The 19,605-nt window shown below is 48.9% G+C and carries 22 protein-coding genes; 2 read left to right on the forward strand and 20 right to left on the reverse strand.

Annotation, left to right across the window (positions count from 1 at the left end; genetic code table 11):
• Position 1: 1 nt before the first annotated feature.
• From rseP to MMIC_RS00690, 11 genes are all read right to left on the reverse strand, one after another.
• Complete coding sequence (gene rseP / locus MMIC_RS00640) at positions 2-1,360, reverse strand: RIP metalloprotease RseP (RefSeq protein WP_072658390.1); 1,359 nt, start codon at positions 1,358-1,360, stop codon at positions 2-4.
• The gene (gene dxr / locus MMIC_RS00645) at positions 1,357-2,502 is read right to left on the reverse strand and encodes a 1-deoxy-D-xylulose-5-phosphate reductoisomerase (protein WP_072658391.1); all 1,146 of its coding nucleotides are present in this window, start codon (positions 2,500-2,502) and stop codon (positions 1,357-1,359) included. Before dxr ends, rseP begins: the two co-directional genes overlap by 4 nt.
• Entirely contained in the window at positions 2,502-3,278 is a 777-nt protein-coding gene (locus tag MMIC_RS00650; RefSeq protein ID WP_072658392.1) for a phosphatidate cytidylyltransferase, read from the reverse strand. The genes dxr and MMIC_RS00650 overlap by 1 nt, the downstream gene beginning before the upstream one ends.
• Complete coding sequence (gene uppS / locus MMIC_RS00655) at positions 3,278-4,012, reverse strand: polyprenyl diphosphate synthase (protein WP_072658504.1); 735 nt, start codon at positions 4,010-4,012, stop codon at positions 3,278-3,280. The genes MMIC_RS00650 and uppS overlap by 1 nt, the downstream gene beginning before the upstream one ends.
• 17 nt (positions 4,013-4,029) lie before the next feature.
• Positions 4,030-4,575: a ribosome recycling factor gene (frr, locus tag MMIC_RS00660; protein WP_072658393.1), complete on the reverse strand. Its 546-nt coding sequence runs from the start codon at positions 4,573-4,575 to the stop codon at positions 4,030-4,032.
• Between the two features lies 1 nt (position 4,576).
• The gene (pyrH, locus tag MMIC_RS00665; protein ID WP_072658394.1) at positions 4,577-5,320 is read right to left on the reverse strand and encodes a UMP kinase; all 744 of its coding nucleotides are present in this window, start codon (positions 5,318-5,320) and stop codon (positions 4,577-4,579) included.
• A 6-nt stretch (positions 5,321-5,326) separates the two neighbouring features.
• Entirely contained in the window at positions 5,327-6,199 is an 873-nt protein-coding gene (gene tsf, locus MMIC_RS00670) for a translation elongation factor Ts (RefSeq protein ID WP_072658395.1), read from the reverse strand.
• A 30-nt stretch (positions 6,200-6,229) separates the two neighbouring features.
• Positions 6,230-7,009, reverse strand: a complete 780-nt coding sequence (rpsB, locus tag MMIC_RS00675) for a 30S ribosomal protein S2 (protein ID WP_072658396.1) — start codon at positions 7,007-7,009, stop codon at positions 6,230-6,232.
• Between the two features lie 283 nt (positions 7,010-7,292).
• Positions 7,293-7,754, reverse strand: coding sequence for an FHA domain-containing protein (locus MMIC_RS00680; RefSeq protein WP_072658397.1), 462 nt, complete (start codon positions 7,752-7,754; stop codon positions 7,293-7,295).
• An 81-nt stretch (positions 7,755-7,835) separates the two neighbouring features.
• Positions 7,836-9,062, reverse strand: coding sequence for a DNA polymerase Y family protein (locus MMIC_RS00685; RefSeq protein ID WP_227819278.1), 1,227 nt, complete (start codon positions 9,060-9,062; stop codon positions 7,836-7,838).
• A 184-nt stretch (positions 9,063-9,246) separates the two neighbouring features.
• Positions 9,247-9,819 carry a LexA family protein gene (locus tag MMIC_RS00690; protein WP_072658399.1) on the reverse strand — a complete coding sequence of 191 codons (573 nt, stop codon included), beginning with the start codon at positions 9,817-9,819 and terminating at the stop codon, positions 9,247-9,249.
• A gap of 99 nt (positions 9,820-9,918) precedes the next feature.
• Between MMIC_RS00690 and MMIC_RS00695 the strand changes: the two genes are divergently transcribed.
• Positions 9,919-11,571 carry a tetratricopeptide repeat-containing sulfotransferase family protein gene (locus MMIC_RS00695; protein WP_072658400.1) on the forward strand — a complete coding sequence of 551 codons (1,653 nt, stop codon included), beginning with the start codon at positions 9,919-9,921 and terminating at the stop codon, positions 11,569-11,571.
• Positions 11,572-11,638: 67 nt separating this feature from the next.
• On the opposite strand, the gene dapB is transcribed toward MMIC_RS00695, so the two are convergent.
• The 5 genes from dapB to hrcA all read right to left on the reverse strand — a co-directional run bounded on the left by dapB (position 11,639) and on the right by hrcA (position 17,455).
• Positions 11,639-12,448 carry a 4-hydroxy-tetrahydrodipicolinate reductase gene (gene dapB, locus MMIC_RS00700; protein WP_072658401.1) on the reverse strand — a complete coding sequence of 270 codons (810 nt, stop codon included), beginning with the start codon at positions 12,446-12,448 and terminating at the stop codon, positions 11,639-11,641.
• Complete coding sequence (dnaJ, locus tag MMIC_RS00705; RefSeq protein WP_072658402.1) at positions 12,448-13,593, reverse strand: molecular chaperone DnaJ; 1,146 nt, start codon at positions 13,591-13,593, stop codon at positions 12,448-12,450. Before dnaJ ends, dapB begins: the two co-directional genes overlap by 1 nt.
• A gap of 192 nt (positions 13,594-13,785) precedes the next feature.
• The gene (gene dnaK, locus MMIC_RS00710) at positions 13,786-15,702 is read right to left on the reverse strand and encodes a molecular chaperone DnaK (protein ID WP_072658403.1); all 1,917 of its coding nucleotides are present in this window, start codon (positions 15,700-15,702) and stop codon (positions 13,786-13,788) included.
• Positions 15,703-15,881: 179 nt separating this feature from the next.
• Positions 15,882-16,433, reverse strand: a complete 552-nt coding sequence (locus MMIC_RS00715) for a nucleotide exchange factor GrpE (protein ID WP_072658404.1) — start codon at positions 16,431-16,433, stop codon at positions 15,882-15,884.
• Complete coding sequence (hrcA, locus tag MMIC_RS00720) at positions 16,433-17,455, reverse strand: heat-inducible transcriptional repressor HrcA (RefSeq protein WP_072658405.1); 1,023 nt, start codon at positions 17,453-17,455, stop codon at positions 16,433-16,435. The genes MMIC_RS00715 and hrcA overlap by 1 nt, the downstream gene beginning before the upstream one ends.
• Positions 17,456-17,523: 68 nt before the next feature.
• Between hrcA and MMIC_RS00725 the strand changes: the two genes are divergently transcribed.
• Positions 17,524-18,036: a L,D-transpeptidase gene (locus MMIC_RS00725; protein WP_227819279.1), complete on the forward strand. Its 513-nt coding sequence runs from the start codon at positions 17,524-17,526 to the stop codon at positions 18,034-18,036.
• A 53-nt stretch (positions 18,037-18,089) separates the two neighbouring features.
• Here MMIC_RS00725 and MMIC_RS00730 read toward each other — a convergent pair whose 3' ends face one another.
• From MMIC_RS00730 to tatA, 4 genes are read right to left on the reverse strand one after another with little or no spacing between them, the layout of a single operon-like run.
• On the reverse strand, positions 18,090-18,284 hold the full coding sequence (locus MMIC_RS00730; protein WP_072658406.1) for a hypothetical protein: 195 nt from the start codon (positions 18,282-18,284) through the stop codon (positions 18,090-18,092).
• Positions 18,277-19,068, reverse strand: coding sequence for a twin-arginine translocase subunit TatC (gene tatC, locus MMIC_RS00735; RefSeq protein WP_083530365.1), 792 nt, complete (start codon positions 19,066-19,068; stop codon positions 18,277-18,279). The genes MMIC_RS00730 and tatC overlap by 8 nt, the downstream gene beginning before the upstream one ends.
• A complete protein-coding gene (gene tatB, locus MMIC_RS00740) occupies positions 19,065-19,376 on the reverse strand; it encodes a Sec-independent protein translocase protein TatB (protein ID WP_072658407.1) in 312 nt (103 codons plus the stop codon). Before tatB ends, tatC begins: the two co-directional genes overlap by 4 nt.
• A 22-nt stretch (positions 19,377-19,398) precedes the next feature.
• Entirely contained in the window at positions 19,399-19,599 is a 201-nt protein-coding gene (gene tatA / locus MMIC_RS00745) for a twin-arginine translocase TatA/TatE family subunit (protein ID WP_072658408.1), read from the reverse strand.
• Positions 19,600-19,605: the final 6 nt, after the last annotated feature.

Consider the following 19,605-nt stretch of genomic DNA (forward strand, 5'->3'; position numbering starts at 1 on the left):
CTTATCCCCTGAACAATCGAGAAAGGTCATTATAAAAAGCAAACACCATCAGTGAAATGATCAATGCCAGACCTATAAACTGTGTAATCTCCAGAAATTTTGGTGAAAGTGCCTTCCCCCGCAACTTCTCCAAGCCCAAATAGACCAGAAGCCCACCATCTAAAACCGGAATTGGCAACAAATTTAATACACCAAGATTTACAGAAATTAAAGCCAGAAAACTCAGAAAATATACCAGCCCCATATCTGCTGTTTTTCCTGCCAATTGCGCAATAGCTATGGGCCCACCGAGGTTATCCGGGGAAATGGCCGATGTTACCATCTTCGAGAACACGCCAAGTGTTAAAACGGTCATCTCCCAGGTGCGTACAAAACCATACTGCATGCCATCCCAGATCCCCATTCGATACACAGATGTACCATTGGCGGCCTGGCTTGAGAGCCTCGCACCTATCCGGCCTTGCTGATTTTGATCTGTCGCCGGAAGCACGTCCAGTTCTAACAATGTCTGTTCCCGCTTAACAACGATCTTTACTGTTTTTCCCGCATTCGCCTTTATTTGATCAATAAACTGATTGACGTTATTAACCGCTCTCCCATTGACGCGTTGAATTACATCGCCCTTGAGCAGGCCAGCCTGATGAGCAGGAGAAGATTCAACCACGTCATCCACACTAACCAATAAACCGGGAGTAAATCCCAGCACCTGACTGGCCACATCAATCAGTAACGGATCTTTCTTCTGTTCAGCAAGCTTCATGTTCAGCGCAAGGGTCTTCTCATTCCGACTGACTATTAGTTCAGACTGCTTACCTACGCGACTCTTCAGCAGCTCTTCCATCTGCTGCCATGAATGTACATCACGCCCATGCACCGCAACAACACGGTCTCCAATCTGCAACCCGGATTGCTCGGCAACAGATGCAGGTGCCACATGACCTACAATGGTAGGTAATACCGACTGCCCCATCCAGCCAACCATCATGTATGCAACAATGGCAAAAACAAAGTTATAGGCCGGCCCTGCTGCAGCCACAGCAGCCCGCTTCCAGACCGGCTGAACATTGAAAGCCCGTTTTCTATCCTCTTCTGACAAGGTTGAAGCCACACCTTCTTCCTGTTCATCCGGATTTTCACCCAGCATTTTCACATAACCACCCAATGGAATGGCCGCGATCACGTACAGCACTTCCTGATCATTGCTTCGCCATGAAAACAAGGCGGGGCCAAAGCCGATAGAGAACTTCTCGACCTTGATACCAAGCCTGCGTGCAACTGAGAAATGACCGTACTCATGTACCGCAATAAGCAGTGCAATAGCCACTATAAACGCCAGCGTTGTGTGTAAAATTTCAGTCATGCTGAAATCACCTCTTCTGCCAGTCTTCTGGCCTGTTCATCATATAACCATACTTCATCCAAAGTCCCAACAGCGGCACTATCCACCATGGAGAGCACTTTCTCTACTGTGCTGACAACATCGGTGAAACGAATATTTCTATTCCTGAATGCTGCATTGGCCACTTCATTGGCAGCGTTAAATGCGATGGACAATGAATCTTCTCCGCGCATGACGTGCTGCACAAGTGCCATGGCCGGGAACCGTTCGTTGTTCACAGCCTTGAAATTCAGAGAACCTGTTTTGGCAAGGTCCAGCCACGGAATCCCGCTCTCCAGTCTTGGTTCAGCCTGCATGGCATACGCAATCGGCATTCGCATATCTGGCATAGCCAATTGTGCCAACACAGAGCCGTCTCTGTATTCCACCATGGCATGCACAATACTTTCCGGATGAATCACCGCAGAAAGTTTTTCAGGCGTTAAGCCAAACAGCCATCGCGCCTCAATTAATTCCAGCGCTTTATTCATCATGGTCGCGGAATCCACACTGATCTTAGCACCCATATCCCAATTCGGATGCGCCACTGCCTCTTCAGGCGTCACAGCATGTAAGGTTGCAGGATCACGATCCCGAAAGGGGCCGCCGGATGCGGTCAGAATAACCTGAGTAATCGAATCATAATCATGCCCGTGCATACATTGATGCACAGCGGCATGTTCAGAATCTACCGGCACAACATCCGCACCAGATTCTCTGGCTGATTGCATAAAAATATTTCCTGCTGTAACCAGACATTCTTTGTTGGCCAAGCCTACGCGTTTACCCGCTTTAACCGCTGAAAGCGTTGCCGGCAATCCTGCTGAGCCAACCATGGCAGCCATCACCATATCTGTTTCTGAAGCTGCAGATAGCTCAATTGCAGCATCCATGCCGAATTCCAGCCGAGTACCTGAAGGTAATTTCCCTTGCAGACGTTTTGCCGCATCAGCATCAGTCATTACCACCCATTCGGGGTGCAATCTATTTGCCAGCTCCAGCATCTTTTCATCATTCTGGTGTCCGACAAGAGCGAAGGCAGTGAATTTGTCCGGATGCCTCTGCATCACATCAGCGGTACTACAACCAATTGATCCTGTTGCTCCCAACACTGTCATTCGCATCAGATCAACCCCCACAACAACCAGGTCACCGGTACCGCCATGATAATCGCATCAATACGATCAAGAATACCGCCATGGCCCGGCAACCATGAGCCACTATCCTTGGCACCTGCCATACGTTTCACCGAAGATTCAGACAAATCACCAAGCACACCGGCAATGACTGCTACCAGAGCAAGAATAAGAGCCAGACCAGCAGGTAAAACGTCCCAACTCACCCAGCAGAACATTGCAACAGGTACCGCAAATAGCAGTGCTCCCATCACCCCTTCAATCGATTTGCCCGGGCTGATCGCAGGACACAGCTTTCGACTACCCCACTTGCGGCCGACAAAATAAGCGGCCGTATCAGAAGTCCACACAGCCAGACAAGTCCCTATTATCAGTGACTGTCCTACCGCAGAGTTATGTGTTTCTGCAATAGCCAGAGCGAACACATATACCCATGATAGCAACCAAACCGCGGCAAAAAAGTCGGAAAATGAAGCCTGCTGCAAGCGTGAATTCAATACAAAGACGAAAAACCAGATAAAACCACCTAGCAGTAACCAGCCTATGTCGGCCGACCAGGCGAATAAGCCCCACATCACAGCTGCTGAAAGCATATAAGCAAGAGGCTGACGTAATTTCATCATCAATACTGCTTCACAGCTCGCCACCAGGCCAATAAGTGCCAACATCGATTCAAACCAGGGCGACGCAAGATGGAAATACCAGCCCCACACCGCTACAAATAAAACAATAGCCGTGATGATACGCTTACTGAGTTCACTCATCAGCCAACCTGCTCACTGGTCTGACCATAACGCCTTTCTCGGGAGGCATAATCACTCAACGCTTCCTGCAGATCTTTTTTGGAAAAGTCCGGCCAGTAAACATCCGTAAAATAGAGTTCGGCATATGCTGCGTCCCAAAGGTGAAAATTGGAGATACGTTGTTCACCACCAGTGCGAATTAACAGGTCCAGCGGTGCCATATCACGGCGCCACATCAGGCTACGAAAAATTTCCGGTGTCAGCGTATTCAATGCCGTTTCACCGTTCTCCTGCTCATTGGCCCAGACAAGGGCTTTGCGAACAGCAACCAGAATCTCCTGCTGACCACCGTAATTCAAGCAGAGTATCAGATCGATGTCCTTGTTTGCTGCTGTCGCCGACACCGCTTTCTCAACCGCTCTTCGGGCACTGCCTGGCAAAGGTGCAATATCACCCAGCACACGAAAACGAACACCATTCTCCATCATTTCAGGCAAGGTTTTTGGAAGCAGGATTGAAAGAAGGCTCATCAAGCCCCGTACTTCCAGTTTTGGACGCTCCCAATTTTCAGTAGAAAATGCATACAGTGAGATCTGACGTATACCCAGATCTTTGGCCCACTCAACGACATTGCGGGCGACCTGAGCCCCCTGCTTATGCCCTTCCAGACGCCCTTTGCCCCGGGCTTTAGCCCAACGACCATTGCCATCCATAACGATGCCAACGTGACCGGGTATTAAATGAGATTGATCCATCTGGGAGGATGGTGACATCAAACAGTCAGAATTTCGCTTTCTTTATGCTCAATAACTTTATCAACTTCGGTAATGAACTGATCGGTGATTTTCTGGATCCGGTCCTGCAGGCGTTTACTCTCATCTTCAGGAAGCCCTTCATCCTTCACCTGTTTCTTCACACCATCATTAGCATCACGGCGTATATTGCGCACAGATACTTTGGCCTTCTCACCAGATGCCTTTACCTGCTTCACCAGGTCTTTACGACGATCTTCGGTTAGTTCAGGCAGAACGATACGTACCACCTCACCATCGCTGGTCGGTGTCAGACCAAGATCAGACTTCAGAATAGCCTTTTCCAGATCCGCCATAATGGTTTTTTCCCACGGCGTAATCATCAGCATACGTGGCTCAGGAATTGAAATATTACCCACCTGTGAGATAGGTACTTCAGAACCATAATAAGAGACTCTGACGTGATCCAGCAGGGCAGCATTGGCGCGTCCGGTACGGATCGTAGCCAACTCGGATTTCAGTGCTGCAATGGATTTGTCCATTCTGTTTTCTACATCTTTAAACATCTTACCCCTCCTGAACCAGCGTGCCTACAGGCTCACCGGATACTGCCTTGAGCATATGCCCCGGTGTAGTCACATCAAATACCACAATCGGCATCTGATTATCGCGACATAGGGACATGGCCGTTGCATCCATCACACCAAGACGTTTGGTCAATGCTTCGGTAAATGTAAGTGTATCGTAACGCACAGCATCCGCATTTTTAGCAGGATCAGAGGTGTAAACCCCGTCTACTTTAGTGCCTTTGAGTACTGCATCAGCCTGAATTTCCATAGCGCGCAAGCTGGCCGCTGTATCAGTAGTAAAATAAGGGTTCCCGGTTCCCGCGGCAAAGATAAGGATTCTACCCTTCTCCAGATGACGTACTGCACGGCGCCGGATATAGGGCTCGGCAATCTCACGAATATGCAGTGCAGAAATAACTCGTACCGTAGCACCATTCCGCTCAATGGCATCCTGCAATGCAATCGAATTCATCATGGTAGCGAGCATACCCATGTAATCCGCGCTAGCCCGATCCATACCGGAAGCTGTACCGCTCATGCCACGAAAGATGTTGCCGCCGCCAATAACAATAGCCAGTTCAACACCGGATTCCTGCACATCGATCAGCTCTTTTGCAATCCGGTTGATAGTCTCAGGATCAACACCAAAAGCAGCATCGCCCATAAGTACTTCACCGGAAAGCTTGAGCAACACCCGCTTATAGGGGCGCTGCTCAAGACTCTCGCGGTTTGAATCACTCATCAGGGATTAACCACCCTGTATCTGTGCTGCAACTTCTGCAGCAAAGTCTTCTTCTTTCTTTTCGATACCTTCGCCAAGTCCAAAACGTGCCATACTTACAACTTTAGCATCGCCCAGGGCCTTGCCAACCTTCTGATCAGAATCCATAACAAAATCCTGTTCCAGCAGGCAGATCTCAGAGTAGAACTTATTCAGCTGGCCGCTAACGATTTTATCGACAATCGCTTCCGGTTTTCCGCTGGCAATCGCACGCTCAGAAAGAACTGCACGCTCACGTTCAACGGTATCAGCATCCACATCATCACGTGAAATAAACTTCGGATTAGCAGCTGCAACATGCATGGCAACACCACGAGCCAGACCTGCATCAACATCGCCATCGATGCCAACCAATACGCCGATTTTACCTGCTCCATGTACGTATCCGGCAACAGTACCATTGACTTCAAAACGCTCAAAACGACGAACGCTCATGTTTTCACCAATGGTTGCGATCAACTGTGACAGAGCCTGTTCAACAGTAAGTTCGCCGTCAAAATCACTTGCCAACAGCTCAGCCAGATCAGCCGGGTTGTTTTTGATAATCAGAGCCGCAACTGCATTCACAAAACCGACAAACTGATCGTTCTTACTCACGAAGTCAGTCTCAGCATTCACTTCCAGCACAACACCTGTATTGCCTTCAGCCACTGAAACTATAATGCCTTCTGCAGCAACACGACCAGCTTTCTTGGAAGCAGCACCCAGACCTTTCTTACGCAGAAAATCGACTGCAGCATCAATGTCGCCATTGGTTTCATTCAATGCTTTTTTGCAGTCCATCATGCCTGCACCACTCATATCACGCAGTTTTTTCACATCTGCAGCGGTAATAGCCATTCTAATAATCCTCGTATCTTTTTTTAGTAATTATGCTTCAGCCGCTGTATCTTCAACAGCAGCATCTTCAGCAGCAACAGTCATAGCTTCAACTACATCATCGCCATCTTCAGCGTTTTCCAGATGCCAGGATTCAGTGCCTTCCAGCAGCGCATCGGCAATCTTGCTGCAGAACAGGCGAACAGCGCGAATCGCATCATCATTACCAGGAACAATATAATCGATACCGGTTGGGTTACAGTTTGTATCAACTACAGCTACAACCGGGATACCCAGTTTCTGTGCTTCTTTTACAGCCAGCTCTTCTTTACGAACGTCTACCACAAACAGGCAGTCCGGCAGGTCATTCATTTCTTTGATACCACCGAGAGAACGCTCCAGTTTATCAAGCTGACGCTGCAATTGCAGAGCTTCTTTCTTGGTCAGCAGTTCAAATACGCCCTCTTCTTTCTGGCGCTGCAGATCTTTCATTTTACGAACAGACTGCTGAACAGTGGCGAAGTTAGTCAGTGTGCCGCCCAACCAGCGGTGATTCACATAAAACTGACCTGCGCGAGATGACTCTTCTTTTACAGCTTCACGTGCCTGACGCTTGGTGCCGACAAACAGTACGCGACCACCGGCTGCTGCCAGTGCCTGCATGAATGAATAGCTTTCGTTCGCCATACGCAGAGTTTTCTGCAAATCGATAATATGGATGCCATTACGCTGTCCAAAGATATATGGAGCCATTTTCGGGTTCCAGCGACGGGTCTGGTGACCAAAGTGAACACCTGCTTCGAGCAGCTGTTTCATTGTAAATTGAGACATTGAAGTCCTCCGATTGTTGTTTTCCTCCACCGTCCACCACCCTTACGGGCACAATTGGTTTGGACAGTGTGCGAATTCCGCTCTTGCAAGCGGGCGCGCTTTCTAGCGAAAACATCGATAAATAGCAAGCTTCCTTTCGACTACAGCAGCTCTATTTTTTATTCAGTTACAGCCATATGAAAATGCTCGCATGCAGGATAGTTCAATATTCGTCTAACAAGGAAAATATAGGGCAAATGGAACCCCGACAGTTCTGATCGCAGGATATTGCTTAAGCCTGCTTTTAAAGCACAATGAATTTAAAATGGTAAGGCGTATCCGCAGCTCCGATAGCAATGATGTCGCCATCCTCAATTTGAATTCTACCTCCGCTGTCCCGGCCACCGACTCGAACTGAACCCACGCTCACACCACAAGCGCTATTGCGATCTACCAGCATGTATTCTGAACCCTCTCTCTCAATCTGAAAGTGCTCTCTGGAAATATGCAGCGGCTGAGCAACATCTATCAGATAAAGGTCATTACTCGGTTCGCGACCATCAAACTTATCTCTCTCCAACCTCACCATCTTGCCTTCAAATTCCCTGACACGTGACTCTCTCCCGACTTTAAAAGGAAATCGAGTTATTCGAACCATTCCCTGCTCTAACAAGACCTGTGGAATAGAGGCCGCCGCTTCTGGGCTCATGGCTTTAAGCACTGCCTTTGGCGTCAAAATCTGTAATATGGAATCTTTTTCGTTCATCTAAACCCTCTCCAGTTGCAATTCAGTCCGTTACCATTCAACGAGCAAGAACAGTGCCTGTTTCAGAGAGACTTATCGACTTCAATGCGCAATAAATAATGGATAATGAAAACGAGGTGCCTGTCTTTTCTTTTTCACCTGCCCTACTGATGCCAGCGACACCGTACGATCCCCATACTTTTTATTAATATGGTTCACAGTCAGCATTAATGATGTCTGCCTAGTGTCCTCACGTGAAAAACCGAACAGGTCATCGGTACGTGAGACTTCCCGACTTATATCTGTTGCCACCACACCGCAGCCACGATACTGCTCACCCGGCCTGAATAACTGTTGAAAACAGACTTTCACTGCAGCCATGATCCGCTTCAGACTGCTGGTCGAAAAATCCAACTGCACGGATGTTCCCTGCCGCTCAAATGAAGCCAGCGTCAAAAACACGGACAAGCGTCTGGCAAGCAACTGTTTGGCTACCAGCTCTGCAACCAGACGCATACCATGGTAACTCAGGTGTGCAGCAATCAAACGCCGATCATGACTCAGCTGCCCCATTGACGCAGTTCTTGCGATACTTTTTGGCACAACCTGCTTTAACTCCAGTGGCAACACTGAGCGCCCTGACAATTCATGTTTTAACAGCATGCCATGTCGACCAAGCAACCTGTGCATCAAAGTATCTTCAAGGTGTGCAAACTGCAATGCTGTATGAATTTTAAACTTCTGTAGTAGTGCAGCACGATTACGCCCGATGCCCGGAATCGCAGCCACCGGCAGATCAGACAGAAAAAGCTCAATCCGCTGACCTGGCAAGACAGCCGTACCATTTGGCTTATTCGATTCAGAAGCAAGCTTGGCCAGTGTGCGCGTATTGCTGATACCGACGGATACAGTGACACCTGTTTCACGGAAAATACTGACACGTATATCATCTGCAATCTGCTGGAATGATTTACGCCACAAGCTACGCATTCCGTTCATATCCAGAAATGCCTCATCAATCGAATAGATTTCAACATCAGGGCTATAACGTCGCAGTATTGAAAATACCTTGTTGGAAACCTGTCCATAATAACGAAAATCGGCAGCCAGACAAACCACTTGCGGCGACAGTTTTTTCGCCTCCCACACAGGCATGCCGGTGGTGATACCCAGTGCCTTGGCATCATAAGATTTGGCAACAACGATGGCATTCTGACTGGAGAGCACGCAGATCGGCCGACCCTTTAAGTCGGGTCGGCGCGCTGCCTCACAGGAAGCGTAAAACGCATCGCAATCGACATGTGCAATTGCATTGGACCAGTTACTCACGGTCTTCAAAAGATTATACCGCAGAGAACGCAGGGTTCCGCAGAGTAAAAGCTAAATCATTGTATGACAGGCTTTGTCTACATGCTGATCGCACGAATGGTCTGCCAGACATGAACACCTCGCATGGGCTTAAATCTTTCTGTTTTTTTACTCTACGTACCTTAGCATTTTGCGGCAAATGCCTTTAGAATTTCCTGAACTGGCCTACCACTTCACCATAAATATCCAGTGACTCTTCCGGATAAATATCGGGATAATCTTCGTTAGCAGGCTCCAGATACATACCCTTACTGCCGCTGCGCAGGTATTTGATTGTAAAATCACCATCCACAATCGCCACTACAATCTTACCAAGATCAGGGTTGGTATTGCGTTCCACAATCAGGAAATCGCCATCATGGATACCCGCATTAATCATCGAATCTCCTTGCACGCCAACCAACACCGTACTGGAAGGACGTTCAACCAGATAATCATCAATGGTAATGGCATCGCCGAGAATCTCTGTCGCAGGGCTGGCAAAACCGGCCGGTGCAAATCCCACATGCGGGCGAGCAAAAAACATATTGGCCGGACTCAAACGTCCCCCCGGGGCCTTGCTGATATAACCTGCAAAAATCATGCGATCAACAAACTTCACCGCCCCCTGCTTACTCACACCGACAAGAGCTGCGATCTCAGCATAAGATGGAATCAAACGATGCAGAGCGTAATAGTCCTGTAGCCTGCCGAGATAAAAAGGGTCTTTATTCACCATGGCAACACTATGGTGTACGATCGTACACCTTGCAACTATTTTTTATATTAAACCACACGCCGCTGGTCTCTCCATCAAAATCAGTGTTATAGTCACCCCATGTTTTTCTCGAAACCCAAACAACCATCCCCTGAACAGATTCAACAGCTAACCCAGCTCTTTGCCCTCGGCGAGCTGGAAGAATTGATCGAAGAAGCTAACGAACTGGCCAGGAAGTTCCCGAAAACCGCACAGATTCACAATATTCTTTCTGTTGCCTATAACGCCACCGGCGATTATCACGCTGCGGTCGATAGCGCCGAGCGTGCCACCCAGATTCAACCCGACTATGCCAAGGCATTCCTTAATCAGGGTAATGCGCTGGCCAATCTCGGTGAAGATGAAGAGGCTCTGAACAGCTACCGCCAGGCCGTGCTGATCGCCCCTGATTTTGCTGAAGGCTACAACAATCTGGGCGCATTTCTGCTCAAACTCCAGCAACATGAGGAGGCGGCAAAGAGTTTCACCATAGCCCTTGAAATAAAAACCGACTATATCAAAGCACACAACAACCTTGGCTGCGCATTGATGGAATTGGGCCGTTATGAAGAGGCCATTACCAACTTCGAATCTGCCATTGCATTAAACCCTGACTATGCCGAGGCCTATAATAATATGGGTGGAGCGCTACTGGATACAGGTCGCAAACAGGATGCCATCGACAGCTTCAGCCGTGCGATCGAGCTCAATCCTCATAGTACTGAGGCGCATCGCCAGCTTGCAGGTTTGCTGTCGTTTGCGTCAGATAACCGCTTATATGCCGACATGAAGGTATTGTATCGGCTAGGTGAACTGACAGACACACAACGCATGCACCTCTGCTTTGCTCTGGCCAAAGCAGAAGATGATATGGGCAATGTAGAGCAATCCTTTGATTATCTCAAAGAGGGGAACCAGCTACGCAAAGTACTCTCCGGCTACTCTCTCGATGCAGACCGTGAGCTGTTCAGACAGATCAAATCAGCCTTTTCGATGACCATCCAGCAGCAGCCAGTCACTGAAACGGATAACACTCACACACCTATCTTTATCCTGGGCATGCCGCGCTCCGGCACCACACTGGTGGAACAAATTCTCTGCAGCCACTCAAAAGTCCATGGTGCAGGTGAAGTCGCCATCCTCGACCACGGTATCAACAGTATCGAATGGAACAAACATGGAATTCACTCCGATCAGTTGCAAAACCTGCGTCAGCACTACCTCTCCTGGATGGAGAGTCTGGATGTCAGTGAAGACTTTATCACTGATAAAGCCACCATCAATTTCAGATGGATCGGGTTTATTCTGCAATCCATGCCGGAAGCTCGCATCATCCATATCAAGCGTGATGCCAGAGCCACGTGCTGGTCGGCCTACAAGCACTTCTTTGGCGGCGATGCCCTCGGCTTTTCCTGTGATCTTGATGACGTAAGTGAATATTACAAGCTTTACGTGGATCTCATGGATTTCTGGGAACTGCATTTCCCGGGTCGCATCCATCACATCAATTATGAGAGCCTGACTGAATCTCAGGAAGATAAGACTCGTAAATTACTGGATTATTGCGGTCTTGATTGGGAAGAGCAGTGCATGGACTTCCACCTTTCCGGTCGTGCCGTTGCAACAGCCTCTAATGAACAGGTCAGACAAAAAATGTATCAGGGCAGCTCTGAGGCCTGGCATACATTCGAAACACACCTGGAGCCAATGCTCAGACAGTTGAAAGATTATTGAGCTATCAGCACGAAACAAAAAGAGCCCAGGCTATGCCTGGGCTCTTTTATTAAGGCTTCAAAGAAAATCAATCGCGCAGGTTCAAAACATCCTGCATGTCATACCATCCACTGGATTGATCTGACAACCAAGCCGCAGCGCGTACTGCACCACGAGCGAAAACCATACGATCAGATGCACGGTGATTGATCTCAATACGCTCTTCATCAGCGATAAACATGGCTTCATGTTCACCTACAATATTACCACCGCGCAGCACGGAAAAACCGATATCGCCAGCTTTACGCGCTCCGGTAATACCTTCACGCGAATAGACTGCCACATCATCCAAGGCAACACCGCGCCCTGCCGCCAGTGATTTACCCATAGCCAGTGCAGTACCACTCGGCGCATCTACCTTGTGCTTGTGATGGGCTTCGAAGATTTCAGCATCATAATCATTACCCAGTACTTCAGCGGCTTTTTCAATCAGCTTCAGTGCCAGATTCACGCCAACTGAATAATTTGCTGCCATCACAACCGGTGAGTTTGAGAGTACCTCTTTTAACTGCTTCAGCTGTTCCGCATCAAAGCCGGTGGTTCCGATCACAATACCCATGCCGCGTTCAGCAATAAATGCTGCATGCTGCAGCGTTGCTGCCGGTGCAGTGAAATCAATCACCACATCTGCTTCGTTACATGTAGCGATATCAGCCGCCAGTGGCACAGCCAGCGTCTCCACGCCGGCCAGTTCTCCGGCATCGCGCCCGACGAATGGCGAACCGGCACGTTCGGTTGCACCAACCAGCACTGCACCTTTCGCTTCTGTTACCGCACGCACCAGCATGCGCCCCATACGGCCGGAAGCACCAACAACGATAACTCTTAACTCACTCATTACTTGCTCTCATTGGACAGATCTTCCCAGAAATCTTTCACTTTGCCCAGAAACGATGAGCGTTCCGGATAAATATCATCACCGGCTTCATTGGCAAATTCACGCAACAGGTCTTTCTGACGTGAAGTCATTTTCTTCGGCACGGCAATCTGTACACGCACATACAGATCACCTTTCTGGCTACCCGCACGTACATCCGGCACACCATGGCCACGCAGGCGGAACACACGTCCACCCTCGGTACCAGCCGGAATTTTAATTTTTACTCTGCCGTGCAGGGTTGGTGCATCCACTTCCGCACCCAGTGTGGCCTGCGGGAATGTCACCGGCATAGTACAATAGAGATCGGCACCTTCACGCTCAAAAATCGAATGCTCTTTCAGAGAAATCACCACATACAGGTCACCTGCAGGGCTGCCATGCTGTCCGGCTTCGCCTTCACCACCGACACGTACCTGGGCACCGTCATAAACACCGGCAGGCACTTTGATTTTCAACTTCTTGTTAACTTTTACTCGCCCTGCACCGCCACAATCCAGACATGGTGATTCAATACGAGTGCCTGCACCGTGGCAGGTCGGACATGTGCGGCGAACGGCAAAGAAACCCTGTTGCATCTGCACCTGGCCATGACCACCACAGGTACCACACGGCACCGGATTGGAACCCGGACGTGCACCGGATCCGTTACACGTATCGCACGATTCATGTTTGGGGATCTTCAATTCAACTTCACGACCGCTGGCTGCTTCCTCCAGCGTCAGGGTCAGATTATAACGCAGGTCCGCGCCACGCGAGGTTCGTGCACCACCGCGACCACCGAACATATCGCCAAATACATCGCCGAACATATCTCCGAAATCACGGAAAGCATGCGAATCCTGAGCACCACCACGGCCCCAGAAGTCCTGCATCTGCTCATCCACACCGGCATGACCGTACTGATCGTAACGTGCGCGTTTTCCGTCATCTGTCAGCACTTCATAGGCTTCTGTTACTTCACGGAAATTTTCAGCTGCTTTTTCATCATCCGGATTTCGGTCCGGGTGATATTTCATAGCCAGCTTGCGGTACGCCCGTTTGATGGTGTTCTCATCGGCATCTTTTGCCACACCCAGCACTTCATAATAATCGCGTTTGGACACTCTCACTCCCTGCTAAATCATTCAAAATCATTCACCGCAAAGGACGCAAAGTTTCGCAGAGGAAAGCAAAATATCACTACTGGTTAACTCTGCAGAACGTTGCATCCTCTGCCGTTCAACGTCTCTATCTGTTAAAACGTGAAAAGGAGCGGCAGGCAAAAGCCCCCGCTCCTCGCACATCAGACCCGCGTCTTACTTCTTGTCGTTTTCATCCACAACTTCAGCATCAACCACATCATCCTGCTTGTTTGATGATGCATCTGTATCCTGAGCTTCGCCACCTTCAGCCTGAGCCTGTTGCTGCTGCATATCCTGATAGATTGCTTCACCCAGTTTCTGAGCTTTTTCAGCCAGTTTTTCTTCAGCTGCAGTAATGGTGTCTTTATCACCACCTTCAATCGCTTTCTTCAGCTCTTCAAGCGCATCTTCGATACCCTTACGTGTGTCTTCATCCACCTTGTCGCCATGCTCTTTCAGTGACTTCTCTGTGGAATAGACCAGTGCATCGGCGCGATTCTTCGCTTCAATCTGCTCTTTCAGCTCTTTATCCGCATCAGCATTGGCTTCGGCATCTTTCTTCATGCGTTCGATCTCTTCCTCGGACAGGCCGGAACCGGATTCAATACGAATCGAAGTCTCTTTACCGGTACCTTTATCCTTGGCATGCACATGCATGATACCGTTGGCATCGATGTCAAATGTCACTTCAACCTGTGGCATGCCGCGTGGAGCAGGTGCAATGCCTTCCAGATTAAACAGACCCAGCTGTTTATTGCCACTGAACAGGTCACGTTCACCCTGTGCAACTTTAATGGTCACCGCAGTCTGATTATCGGCGGCAGTGGTATAGGTCTGACTCTTCTTGGTCGGGATAGTGGTATTTTTCTCGATGATTTTGTTAAAGATACCGCCTTCAACTTCAATACCGAGAGACAGCGGTGTGACGTCCAGCAGCAGCACGTCGGTCACATCACCGGTCAATACTGCACCCTGAATCGCTGCACCAATCGCTACCACCTCATCCGGGTTCACACCCTTGTGTGGCTCAGAGCCGAAGAATGTCTGAACTTTTTCCTGTACCAGTGGCATACGTGTCTGACCGCCCACCAGTACAACCTCGTGAACGTCGGAAGCTTTCACGCCAGCATCTTTGAGTGCCTGCTTGCATGGCTCCAATGATCTTTCAACCAGATCACCGACCAGGCTTTCAAACTTGGCACGGCTCAGCTTGATCAGCAGATGTTTAGGGCCGGAAGCATCAGCTGTGATGAATGGCAGGTTCACCTCAGTCTGCTGGGAAGAAGAGAGCTCAATCTTGGCCTTTTCAGCTGCTTCTTTCAGCCGCTGCAGAGCCAGCTTGTCAGCCATCAGATCCACGCCATGTTCTTTCTTGAACTCGTCAGCCAGATATTTGATCAGTACCTGATCGAAATCTTCGCCGCCAAGGAAGGTATCACCATTAGTAGCTTTTACTTCAAATACGCCATCACCAATTTCAAGAATGGAAATATCGAACGTACCACCACCCAGATCGTAAACTGCAATCAGATGATTCTCTTCTGTTTTATCCAGACCGTAGGCAAGCGCTGCTGCAGTCGGCTCATTAACAATACGCAGAACATTCAGACCGGCAATCGCGCCCGCATCTTTGGTTGCCTGACGCTGAGAATCGTTGAAGTAAGCCGGAACAGTAATCACTGCATCCTTAACTTCTTCACCCAGATAATCTTCGGCGGTTTTCTTCATCTTCTGCAGCGTAATCGCAGAAATTTCCTGCGGGCTCATTTTCTTGCCGTTGGCTTCCACCCAGGCATCGCCGTTATCAGCAGCCACGATAGGATAAGAAACCAGTTCATGATGATGCTTGGTTTCAGCCGAATCGAATTTGCGTCCAATCAAACGTTTCGCAGCATAAAATGTATTATCCGGATTGGTCACCATCTGACGTTTTGCAGAAGCGCCCACCAGACGTTCATCATTGGCAAATGCCACAACTGATGGTGTGGTATTATCACCTTCCGAGTTGGCGATCACTTTCGCCTTATCACCTTCCATGACGGCCACGCACGAGTTAGTGGTGCCGAGGTCAATTCCAATTACTTTTGCCATTCTTTTTTCTCCTGATCATGCAATTAAACTGCATTCAAACTTGTCTATGGGGTCTTTATGGGGGGCTCCGAAACCGCTTTCAACCCCTCTCATGATATTTTTTTGCCTTGAAGGACACGAAGTTCACAAACAGGCAGTTAATTTTAACAATTCTTGTGCTTCATCTACCTCGCAGTTTTTTAAGCGGCAGGGCCACTCGACACGAGAACCTTGGCCGGACGAATCAAACGCCCGTGCAGCGTATAACCAGCTACATGCTGGGCAATAACGGTCCCTTCCGGTGCTTCATCAGGCATCTGAGTCAGTGCTTCATGCAGATGCGGATCAAAGACCTCACCTACAGCATCAATACGCTTCACTTCAAAGCGGTTCATCATGTCATGCCAGCTGTTCAGCGTAAGCTGCACACCTTCACGCATTACTGCTTCATTACCCTCTTCTGCTTCCAGAGCGCGCTCAAGGTTATCCACCACGTCCAGCAATGATGTCGCAAACTTCTCAACACCGAATTTATGTGCATCAGCAATTTCACGCTGGGTGCGTTTGCGCAGGTTTTCCATCTCGGCATAGGTGCGCAGAACCTTGTCTTTCAACTCAGCAATTTCCGCCTGTGCCGCTTCCAGTGGATCAACTTCCACTTCTTCTACTATTTCATCGCCGTTTTCATCCAGCTGAATGGCCTCTTCTTTCTCCACCGTCACTTCAGCTTCCTCTTTCTTCTTGCCTGCCACTACAGTTTTCCTCCTAGCATTTTGCTGACCCATTTGGCCGTACAATCCACAATCGGCATCACACGCTCATAATGCATGCGCCTTGGCCCGATCACACCAAGCGTACCTACAATATTGGATGGCCCCTCATATCGGGAGAGTACCACCGAAATCTGTTCCATGTTCACCAGTGCATGTTCAGAGCCAATAAACACCTTCACACCGCTCTCTTCAGATTCCACCTGTTTCACCAGATGCAATAGCTGCTCTTTCTCTTCAATCGCCGTCATCAGCGAGCGAATAGTATCCACCACAGCAAACTCCGGCATTTCAAGCAGTTGACCCTGACCACTGACAAACATGTCGCTCTGACCCTCTGTGGGGGCATCAGCCCAGCGTTTCAAGTCCTCAAGTAGATGACGCACTTTCAGACGATCCGAATCCATCTCATGCTGCAACCGGACACGAACCTCTTCGAGATTGCAGCCGCTTAGGAGTTCATTCAGACGTTGTGAAATTTCATGTAACTGGGCTTCGCTGCTCTCTTCTGGCCTGGCAATCAAGCGGTTCTGTACTTCACCAACATCAGTAACAATGACGGCCAGCACTTTTTCCGAAGAGACCGGCACCAGCTCAATGCGATTGATGCGATCAAAACCCTGTTCACGCACCCAAACCATACCAGCGAAATGTGTAAGACTGGCCAGCTCATCCGTCGCCCTCTTGAGTAGTGCGTTTCTTCCCGGCGCATCAGACAGATGACCTGCCACTTTCTGCTCAAGGGTCTGATTTATATTCGAATCTACGGCCATCAGTGTATCCACAAAATAACGCAAACCCGTATCGGTTGGCACTCGACCTGCGGATGTGTGAGGCGATGCCAGCATACCCTGCCGCTCAAGTTCAGCCATCACATTACGAATCGATGCCGGACTCAGCCCCAACTCTCCCTGATCAGCGAGCTTACGCGAACCGACAGGCTGACCTGTCCCCAGATAAGCCCGAACCACTTCACCAAGTATATGTTCGTGTCTGTCTTTCATGGATGTGAGAAAACCACCTGCGTCTATTTAAAAGGTCTGGCACTCTAACGCCGGGAGTGCCGGAAACAATGCAGAGCCGTGAACTCCTTACCTGTTCAGGTTACACTGGCGCTGTGATTATTATTTCAGTATCAGAACAAATGCTCTACCACCGCCGCAAAACCGGTGTCATTTACGCCTATCCCGTCTCCACTGCCACCAATGGCACCGGTAACCAGTCAGGCAGTTTCCAGACGCCACTGGGGCGTCACCGCATTGCTGAAAAAATCGGGCATTGCATGCCGCTACTCACTGCATTCAGTGCTCGTGAACCGTTCTGTATTTACGATCCGCAAACCGACAACCCGAACCAAGACTGGATACTTACCCGCATTTTATGGCTAAAGGGTTGTGAAACTGGAAAAAATCGACGTGGAAAAGTCGATACGCATGCGCGTTACATCTACATCCACGGCACGCATGAAGAGGATAAGATTGGCAACCCCGCCTCGCACGGCTGCATCCGCATGCGCAATGAAGATATGCTGGAGTTATTTGAACATGTAGCTGTCGGAGAATCTGTACGAATCAACAATCAATAACTGTACGAAAAACTCATAGCTAAAACGCGTCATCATCAACTATTCAGGAGCCATCACTTGTGCCTGTTTAAAACACCCATTCTTAGCGATACGATCAGGGCAATCATTATCGGAACCAGCCAGCCGATGTGATCGAATTCGAACAGCCAATGCCAGATGGAGGCAGCTTCGATATGGCCATGGCCGCTATGCGCCAGTGCAATTGATGGTATGAGCGTGATAATAATTGCAACGAATAATTTAAACATCTTCTACTTCCTTTTCTATTTTTGTTTTCTTCATTCTGGCCATAAGCAGGCCTGCTTCATAGAGCAACAGCATCGGAATGCCGAGTAATACCTGTGAAATAATATCCGGAGGCGTAAGAATAGCAGCGAAAACGAAAGTCCAGACAATGACATAACGGCGTTTATCCGTCAGTGATTCGACATTGGCAATGCCAAGGCGAATGAGCAACATAATAATGATCGGAATCTGAAAACTGATGCCAAAAGCAAACAGCAACTTCAGGGTAAGCGAAAGGTACTCTTTCACCGCTGGCATAGCCTGAATTGTATCGGTGGAAAAACTCAGGAAAAATTCAAACACCAGTGGAAATACCACATAAAAGGCGAAAGCACCGCCTGCCAGCAGCAGAGCCAGAGAACCGAAAAAGTACGCCACGAATGCTTCGCGTTCATGGCTATAGAGGCCCGGCGCCACAAAGGCCCAGAATTGGTACAAGGTGACCGGCGCTGTAACAAACAGACTCAGAACCAACGCGATTTTCAGATAGGTGAAAAACACATCCGGTGCATTGAGAAAAACCAGCGGAGTGCCAGGTGGCAGCGCAGCCCTGAGTGGCTGCGAGATAAATTCGAATACTGGTTCTGAGAAGTTCATCAGAATCATCACACCAATAACATAAACCACCACGGCAATTGTGCCGCGCCTGCGCAGTTCAGCCAGATGTGCCAGAACGCTAATGCCAGAGGCTTTTGTATTCAGCTCAGTCTCATCCGCATGTTCTGTTTGATCGTCAAGCTGGCTCACTTATCGCCCTGCTCTTGTTTGTCTGCCTTGTCAGGGGAATCACTTTCCAGCGTCTGACCATGCTGTTTCATGATATCTTTGTTCCAGTCTGTGATATCTGCATCATTCAAGGCATTTTTCACATCGGCAACGCTGCTGTTGAGTTGGGTTTCTTCATCAATCTGGCGGCGCACATCATTGATCCAGCCACGTCCCTTTTTCACGACCCGCCCAATCTGACCAAACAGTTCAGGCATACGCTCTGGCCCCAGCACTAAAAAAGCAATGGCGCCAATTAACAATAGTTCAAGAAAACCAATATCAGGCATGGTTTATTCCCGTATGGGGGCGTTACTTTTTATCTGCAGCGTCAGCTTCAGGAATCTCATCGTTTCCTGATTCCTTCTTTTTATCATCATCGGAGATATTACTACGAAAGCTTTTAATACCTTTGGCCAGGCCTGCACCAACCTGTGGTAACCGTTTGGCACCAAACAGCACCACAACAATAATCAGGATTAAAATCAGCTCTGTTGTTCCAAGTCCAAACATAGTAAA

This window comes from Mariprofundus micogutta, from assembly GCF_001895085.1.
Lineage (GTDB): Bacteria > Pseudomonadota > Zetaproteobacteria > Mariprofundales > Mariprofundaceae > Mariprofundus > Mariprofundus micogutta.

Bases quoted from the DNA above. Each gene is read 5' to 3' on its own strand.
- MMIC_RS00690 (WP_072658399.1), bottom strand. From the start codon at position 9,819: ATGGTGAATAAAGACCCTTTTTATCTCGGCAGGCTACAGGACTATTAC.
- rpsB (WP_072658396.1), bottom strand. From the start codon at position 7,009: ATGTCTCAATTTACAATGAAACAGCTGCTCGAAGCAGGTGTTCACTTT.
- MMIC_RS00695 (WP_072658400.1), top strand. From the start codon at position 9,919: ATGTTTTTCTCGAAACCCAAACAACCATCCCCTGAACAGATTCAACAG.
- tsf (WP_072658395.1), bottom strand. From the start codon at position 6,199: ATGGCTATTACCGCTGCAGATGTGAAAAAACTGCGTGATATGAGTGGT.
- hrcA (WP_072658405.1), bottom strand. From the start codon at position 17,455: ATGAAAGACAGACACGAACATATACTTGGTGAAGTGGTTCGGGCTTAT.
- dapB (WP_072658401.1), bottom strand. From the start codon at position 12,448: ATGAGTGAGTTAAGAGTTATCGTTGTTGGTGCTTCCGGCCGTATGGGG.
- MMIC_RS00725 (WP_227819279.1), top strand. From the start codon at position 17,524: ATGCAGAGCCGTGAACTCCTTACCTGTTCAGGTTACACTGGCGCTGTG.
- MMIC_RS00680 (WP_072658397.1), bottom strand. From the start codon at position 7,754: ATGAACGAAAAAGATTCCATATTACAGATTTTGACGCCAAAGGCAGTG.
- frr (WP_072658393.1), bottom strand. From the start codon at position 4,575: ATGTTTAAAGATGTAGAAAACAGAATGGACAAATCCATTGCAGCACTG.
- uppS (WP_072658504.1), bottom strand. From the start codon at position 4,012: ATGGATCAATCTCATTTAATACCCGGTCACGTTGGCATCGTTATGGAT.
- tatA (WP_072658408.1), bottom strand. From the start codon at position 19,599: ATGTTTGGACTTGGAACAACAGAGCTGATTTTAATCCTGATTATTGTT.
- pyrH (WP_072658394.1), bottom strand. From the start codon at position 5,320: ATGAGTGATTCAAACCGCGAGAGTCTTGAGCAGCGCCCCTATAAGCGG.
- tatB (WP_072658407.1), bottom strand. From the start codon at position 19,376: ATGCCTGATATTGGTTTTCTTGAACTATTGTTAATTGGCGCCATTGCT.
- dnaK (WP_072658403.1), bottom strand. From the start codon at position 15,702: ATGGCAAAAGTAATTGGAATTGACCTCGGCACCACTAACTCGTGCGTG.
- dxr (WP_072658391.1), bottom strand. From the start codon at position 2,502: ATGCGAATGACAGTGTTGGGAGCAACAGGATCAATTGGTTGTAGTACC.
- MMIC_RS00730 (WP_072658406.1), bottom strand. From the start codon at position 18,284: ATGTTTAAATTATTCGTTGCAATTATTATCACGCTCATACCATCAATT.
- MMIC_RS00650 (WP_072658392.1), bottom strand. From the start codon at position 3,278: ATGAGTGAACTCAGTAAGCGTATCATCACGGCTATTGTTTTATTTGTA.
- rseP (WP_072658390.1), bottom strand. From the start codon at position 1,360: ATGACTGAAATTTTACACACAACGCTGGCGTTTATAGTGGCTATTGCA.